At 35.9% G+C, this 13263-nt stretch carries 14 protein-coding genes; 12 read left to right on the plus strand and 2 right to left on the minus strand.

Going from position 1 to position 13263, the window contains the following annotated elements; translation table 11 throughout:
- Window positions 1–10: 10 nt before the first annotated feature.
- From HF969_RS02065 to HF969_RS02090, 6 genes are all read left to right on the plus strand, one after another.
- The gene (locus tag HF969_RS02065; protein ID WP_090289118.1) at window positions 11–1711 is read left to right on the plus strand and encodes an extracellular solute-binding protein; all 1701 of its coding nucleotides are present in this window, start codon (window positions 11–13) and stop codon (window positions 1709–1711) included.
- A 70-nt stretch (window positions 1712–1781) separates the two neighbouring features.
- Complete coding sequence (locus tag HF969_RS02070) at window positions 1782–2684, plus strand: carbohydrate ABC transporter permease (protein WP_090289119.1); 903 nt, start codon at window positions 1782–1784, stop codon at window positions 2682–2684.
- 43 nt (window positions 2685–2727) lie between these two features.
- On the plus strand, window positions 2728–3624 hold the full coding sequence (locus tag HF969_RS02075; protein ID WP_090289120.1) for a metallophosphoesterase family protein: 897 nt from the start codon (window positions 2728–2730) through the stop codon (window positions 3622–3624).
- Entirely contained in the window at window positions 3608–4954 is a 1347-nt protein-coding gene (locus HF969_RS02080) for an MATE family efflux transporter (RefSeq protein WP_090289121.1), read from the plus strand. The genes HF969_RS02075 and HF969_RS02080 overlap by 17 nt, the downstream gene beginning before the upstream one ends.
- Window positions 4938–5618, plus strand: coding sequence for a YesL family protein (locus HF969_RS02085; protein ID WP_090289122.1), 681 nt, complete (start codon window positions 4938–4940; stop codon window positions 5616–5618). The genes HF969_RS02080 and HF969_RS02085 overlap by 17 nt, the downstream gene beginning before the upstream one ends.
- A gap of 208 nt (window positions 5619–5826) precedes the next feature.
- A complete protein-coding gene (locus HF969_RS02090) occupies window positions 5827–6627 on the plus strand; it encodes a PHP domain-containing protein (protein ID WP_090289123.1) in 801 nt (266 codons plus the stop codon).
- 328 nt (window positions 6628–6955) lie between these two features.
- Here the strand turns inward: HF969_RS02090 and HF969_RS02095 are convergent, their stop codons facing one another.
- Together HF969_RS02095 and HF969_RS02100 are read right to left on the minus strand one after the other, a co-directional pair.
- Window positions 6956–7390, minus strand: a complete 435-nt coding sequence (locus HF969_RS02095; protein ID WP_090289124.1) for a DUF2871 domain-containing protein — start codon at window positions 7388–7390, stop codon at window positions 6956–6958.
- An 18-nt stretch (window positions 7391–7408) separates the two neighbouring features.
- A complete protein-coding gene (locus tag HF969_RS02100) occupies window positions 7409–7831 on the minus strand; it encodes a hypothetical protein (protein ID WP_090289125.1) in 423 nt (140 codons plus the stop codon).
- 406 nt (window positions 7832–8237) lie between these two features.
- On the opposite strand from HF969_RS02100, the gene HF969_RS02105 reads away from it, so the two are divergent.
- The 6 genes from HF969_RS02105 to HF969_RS02130 all read left to right on the plus strand — a co-directional run bounded on the left by HF969_RS02105 (window position 8238) and on the right by HF969_RS02130 (window position 13127).
- Entirely contained in the window at window positions 8238–8900 is a 663-nt protein-coding gene (locus tag HF969_RS02105; RefSeq protein ID WP_090289126.1) for a DsbA family oxidoreductase, read from the plus strand.
- Window positions 8901–9253: 353 nt separating this feature from the next.
- Window positions 9254–9700, plus strand: a complete 447-nt coding sequence (locus HF969_RS02110; protein WP_090289127.1) for a MarR family transcriptional regulator — start codon at window positions 9254–9256, stop codon at window positions 9698–9700.
- Window positions 9693–10421 (plus strand): ATP-binding cassette domain-containing protein, encoded by a 729-nt coding sequence (locus HF969_RS02115; protein ID WP_090289401.1) that lies wholly within the window; start codon window positions 9693–9695, stop codon window positions 10419–10421. Before HF969_RS02110 ends, HF969_RS02115 begins: the two co-directional genes overlap by 8 nt.
- Window positions 10418–11938, plus strand: coding sequence for an ABC transporter permease/substrate-binding protein (locus HF969_RS02120; RefSeq protein WP_090289128.1), 1521 nt, complete (start codon window positions 10418–10420; stop codon window positions 11936–11938). Before HF969_RS02115 ends, HF969_RS02120 begins: the two co-directional genes overlap by 4 nt.
- Window positions 11939–12024: 86 nt before the next feature.
- Window positions 12025–12408, plus strand: a complete 384-nt coding sequence (locus HF969_RS02125; RefSeq protein ID WP_090289129.1) for a nuclear transport factor 2 family protein — start codon at window positions 12025–12027, stop codon at window positions 12406–12408.
- A gap of 50 nt (window positions 12409–12458) precedes the next feature.
- Window positions 12459–13127: a haloacid dehalogenase type II gene (locus HF969_RS02130; protein ID WP_090289130.1), complete on the plus strand. Its 669-nt coding sequence runs from the start codon at window positions 12459–12461 to the stop codon at window positions 13125–13127.
- Window positions 13128–13263 lie beyond the last annotated feature (136 nt).

Here is a 13263-nt window from a genome sequence, read left to right on the forward strand (position 1 = left end):
GAGCTTAAATATGAATATCAAAACAATGATTAATAAAGGTTTAACAATCGTAACAACGAGTTTGTTATTATTAAATTCAACGACCATGATTACTTCGGCTCAAGAAAAGTCTGATGCTTTTATTGCTGATCGTGAAATCACAGGATTAATTTTCCAATCTGCGGGAGACGCTGGGGTGGATTCCATGTCACCTGAAATTGCTAAATATATTAAGGACCGTACTGGAATTACCTTAACCTTAACGACAGTGACTGCAGAGGATTCAACGCAAGCATTAGCAGCTGGATTAGCAGCAGGAGATTTGCCCGATTTTATTTCATTCTATTTAAATAACTCTGGTAGACCAGAATTTCCATTGCTTTTATCTGCATCCAACCAAGGGATGTTCCATGATATCGCTCCCTTTTTAAAAGAAGGGGAAAATTATGGTAAATATTTCGAAGAAGGCTATCTTCCAAGAGATACAAAAGAAAATATTATGATGCGCGAAGATCAAAATGGTGCCACTTACTTAGTCCATATGTCTATTAATGAGAAGCCAGCCGATCCAGGCAATAAAACTATCGGTGGCCCCTATATACGCAAGGATATCGTTGATAAATTAGGTATTGATCCTAAATCCATAACGACCACAGAGCAATTACAAGACTTACTAAAGCAAATTGCTGAAGGTGGTTTCACCGATAATAATGGCAATCCAGTGATGCCACTAGGTCCAACGGTATGGGGCGGCTCAGAAAGACCTTTCATCTATAATGACCTTGTCTGGTCAGGAGCTGGTGGTGAGAAATTCTGGAAAGAAGGCGAAACGATCAAACATGAGTCCATGACCGATTACGCTGAAAAACGTGTAGCATTTGTACGTCAATTAATGGCAGAAGGTCTAATGCATCCAGAGTTTTATACAATGGAAGAAACCCGTGCTCAAGAAGGAGTTGTGAATGGTTCTTTTGCTATTGTTGCTGACATGCATAATTATCGTCCGGAGGTAGGGACAGCAGAAGAATTAAAGTATGTTCCCTTAGGCCCAATTAATCGTGTAGATGGTAAGAACCATATGGTTATGCCTTATAAATCTGGTTATGCTGGGTGGGCGATTCCGGCCACAACAGAAAACCCTGAAGAAATTGTTAAGTTTGCTGATTGGTTAGCAGGACCAGAAGGTAAAATGCTCTACTTCTATGGTTTAGAAGGAGAACACTATACAATCGGTGAGGATGGCAAACCAATGCCAAATCCTGACTTAGTAAAATTACAAGCAGAAAAACCGGATGAAGCTTTAAAAGAAGGTTTCCGTGGTGTAAGAGCTTGGTGGGGAGAGCATTTAGCCTATACAAATATGAATAATATGGATCAGTTTGGCGAAGCGGCTTGGGGTGATAAAGTTAGAGGAGCAGAAGGCGAGACCGCCTCTGCTGCTCAACAAATTATTGACTATGCTAATTTTGATGAACGTTATGAGGATAAAGAAGTCATCGACGGTTTGTTTGCTCGCGCTTATTTATATGAATATGCTGGTGAAGATACAAAATTAACTGAGGCATTAGATGGCTGGGATGAAGATATTGTAAAGGCATATTATGCTACATCAGATGAAGAAGCCCAAGCGATTATTGATGCAGCTCGTCAAGATTTAATTGACGCTGGTATTGAAGAATATTGTCAGTTCTTACAAGAAAAAGAAGCAAATGGCGATGTTATCTTCTATTAAAAGTTATCTTTTAAAAAGGAATCTTTGCGAGACTAGCTTAGGCTAGTCTCTGCTATTTAGGAGGGGTTGCATGTCTGAAACGATGCAGACAAGTAAATGGGTGAGAATTCTCTTCCACCTTTTATTAATTTGTTTATGTTTAATTATTATTTTACCCTTTATGCATATCTTGGCCTTAGCATTTAACTCGGGGACAGATGCGGCTACGGGGGGGATTTGGTTTTGGCCACGTCTTTTTTCAATAGAGAATTTTCAAGAAGTTTTTAGACAAGATAATTTATTGACTGGCTTAGGTATTTCAATTTTCAGGACGGTCTTAGGAACTGTTATTGGAGTATTTCTGATGGCGATGGCTTCTTGGGCTTTAACTATCCCAGATTTACCCTTTTCAGGAAAAATTACCTTCTTCATCTTTTTTACGATGTTATTTTCTGGAGGAACCATTCCTTATTACTTAGTCTTAAGTGAATTGAAATTAACTAATACGATTTGGGTATATATTGTTCCAGGACTCTATTCAGTAACGAATATTCTCCTACTAAGATCAGCCTTCAAGCAATTACCCATGTCAATTGTAGAAGCAGCACGAATTGATGGAATGGGTGAATTCAGGATTTTTACTAGGATCATTTTGCCCATGTCAAAGCCTACCCTTGCGACCGTTTCCTTGTTCACCGCAGTAGGACACTGGAATGATTGGTTTGCTGGCTCTTTTTATGTGAGAAAGGCTGAATTAAAACCGTTGGCAACGATTTTGCAAGAAATGTTGACTCGCCAAGCTAACCTAGCGGATGTTTTAATGCGAGCAGGATCAGGGTCAGCAGCTTATCAGCAGTTAGATAAGGTGGATATTACTGGTCAATCGCTTCAAATGGCGACAATTATTGTGGTTATTTTGCCAATTGTTATCATGTATCCTTTTATTCAGAAATATTTTGTCCAAGGGATTACGATCGGTTCGGTGAAGGAATAGCGACTAGAAAAGAATTTTATTTTTAAAATAGGAGTGAATGTGGATGCAATTAAAATATCGGCCCGATGGGACCTTTCGTATTATTCAGTTTACCGATACCCATATCGGTAACATGCCTTTCCATGAAGAGGATGAACGGACTTTCAAATTAATTGAAGATGCTTTGGCTTACTTTGATGTTGACCTTATTATCCATACAGGTGATATTATTTGGTCAGAAGGAGTGAAGGATGCCGACATTGTCTTTGAGAAAACAATGGAATATTTTGATAAGGCTAAGATACCAATGGCAATTACCTTCGGTAATCATGATACAGAAGAAATAATCACTCGCAGTGATTTAAGAAGAATTTTTGATCAGAAGGTAGAAGTAAAAGCGGAAAAAACTCATTCAATGATTGTCAATGATCGAGAAGCATATTGTTTAGAAATTTTTCATTCAGATAAGGATCAAGTAGCTCATGCAATCTATTTGATCGATTCTGGAGCCGCCGCTCCTTTAGATATCGGCACTTATGATTGGGTACTTCCTCAACAGGTTGCGTGGTTTTCTGAAACATCCGCCAACTATCGACGAGGTGACAGGCATAAACGTCATCTAGTTTTTCAGCACATTCCACTTCCAGAGTACTGGCAAGCAGCGACAAAAATTATCGATGGTGTTAACCATGAAACCAATGATGCTATATCAGCCCCTTATATTAATACCGGTTTATTTGCCAATATGGTGATCGATGGAGAAACATGGGGCATGTTTGTTGGACATGATCATGATAATGACTTTGAAGGAGTCTACCATGATATTCATTTAGTCTATGGTAATGTTTCTGGCTACCAGACTTATGGCGCAGAGGAACGTGGTGTAAGAATTATCGAATTAAAGGAAGATGATCAGTCAATCAAGACTTATAGGGTAAAAGCCAATGTCTTTAGTCGCTAAAAAACTTAAAAATGACTATTTTCATTTGTTATGGCCTTTGTTGATTGAACAAGTCTTTATGATGTTGATAGGTAATGTCAATATTTTCTTATATTCTCGTTATAATGACCAGGTAGTAGCTGCTATAGGTATTGCTGATCAAATCTTAGTCATTGGAACGATGGCGATGGGGATTGTTTCATTAGGTTCAACTATTCTCTTTCTGCAAAATGCTGCTGATGACCAGCTTCCTTATTTGCGTGGGGTAGTGCGTCAATCCGTTTTTTTAAATATGATTTTAGGACTTATAATTGTATTGGTAGCTTTATTTTTAGGTCGAGAAATTATGAGTTGGATGCAAACTCCCAAAGAAATATTAGGAGCATCGATTCTATATTTTAGGATGGTTTCTTTATCATTAATCTTTCAAGCAATTTCTACCTCAGCTGCGGCTTTATTACGTGCTTTTGGTAAGGTCAAGCTATCTATGGGGATCTCGATTATTAATACACTCTTAATCATTACCGGTAATGCCCTGGTAGTTTTGACGCCTTTTTCTTTATTTGGTGAAGGAATCTTTGGCCTATCCGTGGCTACAATCATTACCCGGATAGTGGGAGCAGTTTTTTCAATTGTTTGTATAAAGCAGATTTTGCCTCAAGTCTGGCAAGGAATCTTCACTTTCAACCATAAGGATTGGCAAATCGGACAAAGAATCTTAGCTTTAGGGGTACCTTCAGGGATGGAGAATGTATCATATAATTTCTCCCAAACGATCATTACAGCAGTCATTGCCTCGTTAGGAACAGCTCAAATATCGGCTCGAATATATACCCAAACGCTTACAGCGATTGTATTCACGCTTTCGGTGGCGGCCGGTCAAGCGGGGCAAGTGATTTTAGGCCGACTTTCGCGTAAGAAGGAATTAAAAGAAGCACAAACCTTTAGTCTTAATAATATGTTCTTATTCATGGGGATAGGCGCTAGCATAAATCTAGTCATTGCACTGGTTGGGCCTTGGATTTTACAAATTTTTACGAGCGACCCAGAAATTATCCATATTGCGAGGATTTTATTGTGGATGAATGTGCTTTATGATCCCTTGCGAGCAGGGAATGAAATAATTATTGCTAGTTTAAATGTGATGGGAGAAGTCAGGTATCCGGTTTATATGGCTTTATTAGTTACCTATCTGTTTACTGTACCAGGTTCTGTTTTAGTAGGTTCAATTCTCGAATGGGGGATCATTTTTATTTGGATCATCTTTATCCTTGATGAAGGTATACGCTTAGGGCTATTTGTAAGGCGTTGGCAAAGGGGAGAGTGGATGCAGCATGCAAAATATTTTTAAGAAGATTAAGCGGGGTAATTTTAATTTTAGTAAATTACAGAACCTAATGATCGGTGTTTATTTACTACTTTGTATCCAATTTTTCTTTATTTTTGGATTAGCTTTTGGTTTGGGAATTTTTGGGTTTTTACCAGCCTTAATCACAGCTTTTCAATTAATTATTCCCGAATATGATGCCGTTAAAGTGATAAGGATCAATCCGATTCATTTTTTCTGGCATAATTATTTTCTCAATCTGAAAAAATACTGGTTACATAGTCTATTGATTTTTGTTGTGACGTTCATGCTTCTTAATAACATTATCTTTTTGGAGGGGCAAACTAGTTTATTTACTTTATGGCTCTATTACCTAACCATTATTATGCTAGAAATATTCTGCTTTATGGTTGTTTGTTTTGCTTATTTGTCTGCTAATTATCCCAAAACTTCTAATAAAGAGAGAATCCAAAACACCTTGGCTTATAGTCTGGCAAGATTGCCAGAAGCGATTGTTTTTTATGTTTTCTTGGTGGCGGTTCTGCTAGTCATTTATCAAATAATGACGGGGCTGTTGGTTTTTTGTGGGATTGGTTTAGTCATTGCTAGCCACTATTACTTCTTCAAATTTTTAACTCAAGGTGGGTCTTTTTCAAAATTAGGGCACTATTGGCGAGCTCATGACTAGATCCTACAGAAGATAAAACGGTATTTTGTTGTTTGTAGCTTGAATCTATTTACAAGTAGACCACAGTGACTGTCGAGTGAGTTGAGGAATCAACCATGTTCCTATTTAGTGTCAAGGATGGAAAATATCTAATAAGAGCCAATTTTTGTAATCCAATGAAAAAATGTTTTCAGATGTATATTAACTAGCGATTAAAAGGAGTTGTATCATGAAATATTTCGACCAACACATGCATACCCATTTCTCATATGATTCAAAGGAGCAATTAGAAAATTACGCTAAAAAAACGGAGGGGTATCTTATTACGACCGAACACTTAGATTTTAAAAACCCTTTCATAAACTATCAAGATAATATCCCCGATTATCAGCAGCAATCCATTGAGATTGAAAAATTAAAAGTGGAATATGGAGATCGGTTTTTAAGAGGAGTGGAAGTTGGCTATCATCCAGATGATCATGATCAAATCATTGCTTATATTAATCAACATGCATTTGATCTTTTAGTTCTATCTTTCCACAAGGATGGTCCGAATGAATTTATGGATGAAAATATTCTGCAAATTTATCATCTAGAAAAGCTCATGCAGGAATATTTTACTTTAATGTTAGAAGGGATCAAAGCTTTTAAGCAAGCCAATATTCTGGCTCATTTTGATTATGGTTTAAGAATGTTTGATGTAACCATTGATCAATTGGCTAAGCATGAAGACCAGCTATGCTTAATTTTTCAAGAGATGATTAAAAATGATATGGCTTTGGAATTGAATTCTAAATCGATGTACCGCTATGGCAATAAACATTTGTACGAATATGTGATACCAGTTTACCAGTCGGTGGGGGGGCAATTATTCAGTCTAGGTTCTGATAGTCATGTAGCTTCAGATCTGGGCTTACATTTTGACGAATCGGTAGCCTTGCTCCATCAGTTTGGCGTCAAAGAACTAGCAGTCTATATCAAACAGATTTTGCACAAGGTACCGTTAGAAAATCCATATTCTCTTATTTAAATACTTTAAGAAGCTCCTTCAAGAAATATTAGGGTAGGCTTGATGATTAGGGAAAAGTATTGCTGACGGAACAATTGAATTCTTATGGGTAACATTAAAAGGGAAAACACCGATAAAATACCTACCCTCCTTCGGATCATTTTTAAAAGAGATAAAGATATTCTTTTTTGATGAGGGAAGAGTGACAGTATCGATGGGGTAAAAATTCAGCATAGAAAAACGAGTTTCGAAAAACTCGTTAAATAATTTTGTATTTGTGTCTGTCTACCTGATTGAGAGGCTGTTCAGTGGACTCCTGCTGTTTTATTTCTTAAAAGATAAATAATATTTAGTCTTTTTTATCATCGATATCGTTGGTGATAGTTTTCCGTAAGATAAGAAGTAAAAACAGCCAGCCAATAGCTAACAATATATGGGAAAGACCGGCGATGCCAGATAAGGCTCCATTAGCAGCAGCTGATAAAGCGATCCCATTTACCTGCACGATTCCTCGAGTAGTAAGGGTTGCCGTGAGCATCAGCAATCCTACATTATAAACAATCATAAATCGCTTCATGTTTTTGTTTTGTTCAATAGGGAAAAGTTTAGCAAGGATAATTACTAATAGAAATACAAGCACCCCTAAGACCATTAAGTGAACATGAAGCGTTCCTAAGGTCGAATCTCCTCTAAAATCCATAAACTTATAAAATTCTCTATAAAATACACCGCTGATCATGGCTAGGACGAAATAAAAAATAGATAAATCAATATATTTTTTCATAATTAACCTCCGATCGATTTAAACAGTAAACTGATCTGCTTTACTAAAATAATTCCATAAAAATAATAAACCAGCAAGGAATAGGGCTGCACCTAAACCAAGGTAAAACACAGCAATCCAATGTAAAGGCCATAAATTGAAAGACCGAATAGAAATCCCCAAAGTCATCATAACTGCCATAATAATGAAGGATTTCACATCAAAGAACTTAAGAAAAAAGGTCTTTTCTTCGCGATAGCTAACAATCCTTTTTGTATGTTTCACTACTAGATTTTTAAAAACCATAAACCAAAATAAACTGAAAATTACTAATGATATAAGCAAATTAATCAAGGTCCAATAACCTGAATAAGCGACAATGCCAATTCGCAAAATATTAAAACCAGCTATACCCCAGACGATAGCTGCTATAAGCAGTAATGTCCTATTTTTTACTTTCATATTATCTCTCCTATCAATGGCTGTTTTTTGAAAAGTCACTCTATTTTCATCTTCTTCATTTGAATCTAAGGTGACCTACTATAAATTCTATGCGCATCTGTTCGATTTAGCAATTATTTACGTCTAACTTAAGAGCCTATGAGGACTAGTTTTGCAATAAAAACGCAAAAAGACTTAAGATAGCCTATTTTTGATAGTATAATTAAGTTACTGGTTTTTTATTTTATTTTTTCGTTTGAAAACATGTAAAACTGGCTGGGAGAAGAGAATGCCGATAGTAAAAGCTACTATTATTCATTTAATAGGCGAAGTCAAAGAATGTTTGAGGCCATTGGTTCTATAGAGTATTTTGCTGAATGGTATATCTAAGATTTTAATAATAAACTTAAGAAAAGGTGTGTTAGTGATGAAAATTAATTACTGGGCCGATTATGCCTGTCCATACTGCTATATTGGAGAAGTGAGAATTAAGCGAGCAATTGAGGAACTAGGCTTATCAGATAAACTTCATTTACAGATGCGGGCCTATCAACTGGACCCAAATGCGAGTCAAGTGGCTGAAGGCGATATGGCAACCCGGCTAGCTAATAAGTACGGGATTACCAAAAAAGAAGCTGCAGAGCGTGTTTCTGGCATTAAAGAATACGCTATAGAAGATGGATTAGATTTTGACTATACAAAGGTCCGCTTTACCAACACCCTTGATGCGCACCGTTTATCTAAATTTGCAATGGAGCACTTATCAATTAAACAGATGGCAGATTTTAGAATGGCTATTTATAAAGCTTATTTTGAAGAGTATTTAGAACTAGCCAATCATGAAGTTTTGTTAAAGATCGCAGAAGAAGCTGGCTTAAATATTGATCAAGTAGCAGAGTGTCTAGATAGTTCTCAATATAAAGAAGAAGTTCTTAAAGACCAGCAAAAGGCTCGAGCTGAAGAGGTAAAAGGAGTGCCTTATTTTGTGATTGGACAAGTGACGGTTCCAGGAGCGATGTCGGTTGATACCTTCAAAGACATTATTAAGCAAGAAGTAGAAAACAATCATTTGTACGAAGATGAAGAGTAATGATTTTCATGATACATTTTCACTAAAAGATCAATCAATCTTTTAGTAATTAAGATAAACCATGAAGCTCAAGTTGAGAAAGATGGGTGTAGAATCTGAATAAATATAGTAAAAATGTTGTGAAGACATTCCTTTAAAAAAATTGATTTCCTTATCGTTGATTGATCTCTGAAGTGAGTTTACTAACTCTATTTTCGGGGATTTTTTGTTTTTTATGGATAGAGCAGATTGGATGTTAGACTGAGCCCTTTTAGTTATAACATCATTCTTAGAAGTAAATCATTTGACAGATTAACGAATAATATTATACTTAATATATAGTTCTATATAGAACTAATAAGGAGGTTTTATTGATGATTGACTCTGCTAAAGTCGGTAAGTATATTTCGAAAATCGCTTTAATAAACGGGAGACTTTTTCATAAGATTTTATCGTTAGATGATAGAGCAAAATTTAATTCCGAACAAGGGAAAATTTTATATTGTTTATGGGAAAAAGCCCCTTTAACGACCACTGATCTATCAATGGAATCGGGTCTTGCCAAAAACACTTTATCCAGTATGTTAAATCGAATGGAAAAAGCAGGATTAATTTATTCTTTTCCGCATCCGTCCGATAAAAGAAAGCGATATTTTGATTTGACAGAAGAAGGCAGAAAGCAAAGTATTGTAGGAGAAGCGGCAAGCAAAAAACTCAGCGCAATTTTTTATGAAGGTTTCACCGAAGAAGAATCTAAGCTCTTTGAAGCCTTATTAGAGCGTGTGGTTAATAATTTGGAAGCAGGTGATCAACATTTTTAAATTCAACAACGTAAGCAAATCCTATTCAAATATTGAGACGATTAAGAATGTGAACTTTGAAATTGAGGATGGCGACTTTTTTGTTATTGTGGGACTGTCTGGTTCAGGTAAAACAACGTTATTAAGTATGATGAATCGATTAATTGATGCACCTTCGGGGGAAATTTTATTTGATGGCAAAGAATTAAAAGAATGGGACAAGCGAGCATTAAGATTTAATATGGGATATGTTTTGCAGCAAGGAGCCTTATTTCCCAATTTGACGGTTAAGGAGAATATCGGCTTACTTCCTGAAATTAAAAAATGGGATAAAAGTAAAACTTCAAGCGAAACACAACGTCTATTAGAAAAAGTAGGATTATTACCTGAAAAATATTTGGACCGCTATCCTGATGAGCTTTCTGGGGGAGAAAAACAGAGAATTGGAATCTTACGGGCTATAATCACTCAACCTAAAGTTTTGTTAATGGATGAGCCTTTTTCAGCATTAGATCCTTTGATGCGTAAGGATTTACAAGAAATTACGAAGAATTTACATAAGGAATTAGGTATTACCGTTGTCTTTGTGACACATGATATGCGCGAAGCGCTTAAATTAGCTACAAAAATTTGCATTATTCATGAGGGTTCCATCATTCAAATAGCAGGGCCAGAAGAAATTTTACATGATCCCGCCAATGATTTTGTCAGAGAACTTTTTGAGAGTGAGGAGCTATTATGAAAACGATTTATGATACTTTTATTCAACGTTATGATGAATGGCTAATCGCTCTGGGTCAACATTTACAAATTTCACTGATCGCTATTTTATTAGCCGTTTTAATCGCGGTACCCTTAGCCATATTTATTTTAAAATATAAAAAACTAACCGAAGGGTTACTACAAATATCGGGTATTTTACAAACCATTCCGTCTTTAGCTCTATTGGGTTTATTTATTCCGATTATGGGAATTGGAACACTTCCAGCGATCGTCGCATTAACACTCTACGCTATTTTTCCGATATTACAAAATACAATCACCGGATTTTATCAAATTGATCCTAACTTGGAAGAGGCTGCTGAAGCCTTTGGATTAAATCGCTTTGAAAAACTCAGAAAGTATCAAATTGCCTTAGCCTTACCAGTCATCATATCAGGGATACGTACTTCAGCCGTCTTAGTGATTGGAACTGCCACCTTAGCTGCTTTAATTGGTGCAGGCGGTATGGGCTCTTTCATATTACTAGGCATTGATCGAAATAATTCCGACTTAATTTTAATTGGAGCAATCAGTTCAGCTATTATAGCGGTTGTCTTTAATTATCTAATTAAAAAAATGGAAACAATGCCTTTAAAGAAAATAATAATTATTTTTATGGCGCTTTTAATTGGTGTGTCGGCTTCTTACAGCAATAAGTTTTTCGGTAAAGAAGAAGAAACCATTACAGTGGCTGGCAAACTCGGTCCCGAACCCGAAATACTGATGAATATGTATAAATTATTGATTGAAGAAGCAACGGATCTTAAAGTTGAAGTAAAGCCTAATTTTGGTAAAACAACCTTTATCTATGAAGCCTTAAAGGGCGGGGATATTGATATATATACGGAGTATACAGGGACAATAGTTACTTCCTTATTGAATAAAGCCCCTGAACTCTCCAATGATCCGCAAGAAGTTTATGAAACCGCCAAAGAAAGCATCAGGGAACAAGATGACCTGGTTCTTCTGGATGCCATGGCCTTCCAAAACACTTATGCCTTAGCTGTGCGAAACGATTATGCAAAGCAGAATAATTTAACTCAGATTTCAGATCTTTCTCGTGTTGAAGAGACAGCTAAGGCTGGCTTTACTTTAGAATTTAATGATCGAGAAGATGGTGTATTAGGTTTAAGGGATTTGTATGGTTTAAATCTTAATGTAGCAACCATGGAACCTTCTCTGCGTTACCAAGCTTTGCTCAACGATGATGTTCAAATTATTGAAACGTATTCAACAGATGGTGAAATAGCTAAATATGATTTGGTCTTATTAAAAGATGACAAAAAACTTTTCCCACCTTATCAAGGGGCACCTTTGCTGCGGGCAGAGACTTTAGAAAAACATCCTGAGCTTAAGGACATTTTAAATCAGTTGGGTGGAAAAATTACTGAAGAGCAGATGGCGAGAATGAATTATGAAGTTTTGTTTGAAGAAAAGCCTGCGAGTCAAGTAGCTAAGGCATACTTAGAAGCTAGTAACTTATTAGGCAATCAATAAGTTTCACCAAAAGTATCATACGGTTTAAAGTCTAGCAAATCTGCTAAGACTGATTGCTTTTAGGAAATAGAAAGGTAAGAAAAAATATGACTCCAGATTTAAAAAGAAACAAAAGAAATGCGGTTAATTTTTATAAAACAGCTTATATGGGAGATCCGGAGAAAGCTGTTAGTGATTTTGTCGGAAAGGAATACATACAACACAATCCTTCGGTAGAAAATGGAAAAGAGGGATTTATAAAATATTTCAAGCAAATGGTGCTGGAGTTTCCTAGTAAGCAAATTGAGTTTGTGAGAGTTATCGCTGAAGATAATTTGGTTTCATTACACACCCATCAAATATGGCCCGATGATATAGAATATGTCACAATGGATTTCTTTCGTTTTGATTCCAAAGGGAAAATCGTCGAACACTGGGACTCCATTCAAGAAATTCCAAAAGATTCTAAATCGGGAAACTTAATGTATTAACAAAAACGTCTAATTGTCATTCTGCCATTTAAGTATAAAGGAGCATTAAAATGATAAAAGCAGTATTCTTTGATATTAATGAGACGATCCTACGCTTAGATTCAATTAAAGGAGCTTTCGAAAAATATGGTAAAGACACTACTTTCTTAAAGTATTGGTTTACCAAACTATTAAAGACATCAATGGTTATGGGAAGTCAGGACAATTATCTAAACTTCGATAAGATGGCTGAATTTGTCTTAGAAGATGTATTTAAAGAAGCAGGAGAAGATCTTAAAAAAGAAGATAAGAAAATACTCCTAGACTCTTTCAAATCGATGGATCCATTTGATGATGTTGCTGAATCTTTAAGGATTTTAAAAGATTCTAATCTAAAAGTTCTAGCTGTGTCAAATTCTTCTGAGTCGATGATTAAACAGCAATTAACGCATGCGGGAATATTTAATTATTTTGATAACTATTATTCAGTTGAGGCGGTAAAAAAGAATAAACCTTTTAAAGATATTTATCTCTATGCGAGTGAAGAAGAAGGGCTGGATCCTTCGGAAGTAATGATGGTCGCTTCGCATGATTGGGATTTGTATGGAGCTAAATCTGTGGGGATGAAGACAGCCTATATCGATCGAAAACAGAGTGTTTTTTACCCTTGTTATCCCAAGCCGGACTTAGAGGATGACAGTTTAGTTTTATTAGTTAAAAAAATAGTTATTTTCCAATAAGAAGGTTTTTCTGAACGAATGAGGTGTATGCGATCGTTTTATAGAATTACCCAGCTATTTATAAAGTGATCATTAATTTATAAGATGTTGATATCCGCTTAAAAATGATGGATTAAACAATCTTTATAGTTACTGA

This window comes from Facklamia miroungae (assembly GCF_012396555.1).
Lineage (GTDB): Bacteria > Bacillota > Bacilli > Lactobacillales > Aerococcaceae > Facklamia > Facklamia miroungae.

Bases quoted from the DNA above. Each gene is read 5' to 3' on its own strand.
- HF969_RS02065 (WP_090289118.1), top strand. From the start codon at position 11: ATGAATATCAAAACAATGATTAATAAAGGTTTAACAATCGTAACAACG.
- HF969_RS02070 (WP_090289119.1), top strand. From the start codon at position 1,782: ATGTCTGAAACGATGCAGACAAGTAAATGGGTGAGAATTCTCTTCCAC.
- HF969_RS02075 (WP_090289120.1), top strand. From the start codon at position 2,728: ATGCAATTAAAATATCGGCCCGATGGGACCTTTCGTATTATTCAGTTT.
- HF969_RS02080 (WP_090289121.1), top strand. From the start codon at position 3,608: ATGTCTTTAGTCGCTAAAAAACTTAAAAATGACTATTTTCATTTGTTA.
- HF969_RS02085 (WP_090289122.1), top strand. From the start codon at position 4,938: ATGCAAAATATTTTTAAGAAGATTAAGCGGGGTAATTTTAATTTTAGT.
- HF969_RS02090 (WP_090289123.1), top strand. From the start codon at position 5,827: ATGAAATATTTCGACCAACACATGCATACCCATTTCTCATATGATTCA.
- HF969_RS02095 (WP_090289124.1), bottom strand. From the start codon at position 7,390: ATGAAAAAATATATTGATTTATCTATTTTTTATTTCGTCCTAGCCATG.
- HF969_RS02100 (WP_090289125.1), bottom strand. From the start codon at position 7,831: ATGAAAGTAAAAAATAGGACATTACTGCTTATAGCAGCTATCGTCTGG.
- HF969_RS02105 (WP_090289126.1), top strand. From the start codon at position 8,238: ATGAAAATTAATTACTGGGCCGATTATGCCTGTCCATACTGCTATATT.
- HF969_RS02110 (WP_090289127.1), top strand. From the start codon at position 9,254: ATGATTGACTCTGCTAAAGTCGGTAAGTATATTTCGAAAATCGCTTTA.
- HF969_RS02120 (WP_090289128.1), top strand. From the start codon at position 10,418: ATGAAAACGATTTATGATACTTTTATTCAACGTTATGATGAATGGCTA.
- HF969_RS02125 (WP_090289129.1), top strand. From the start codon at position 12,025: ATGACTCCAGATTTAAAAAGAAACAAAAGAAATGCGGTTAATTTTTAT.
- HF969_RS02130 (WP_090289130.1), top strand. From the start codon at position 12,459: ATGATAAAAGCAGTATTCTTTGATATTAATGAGACGATCCTACGCTTA.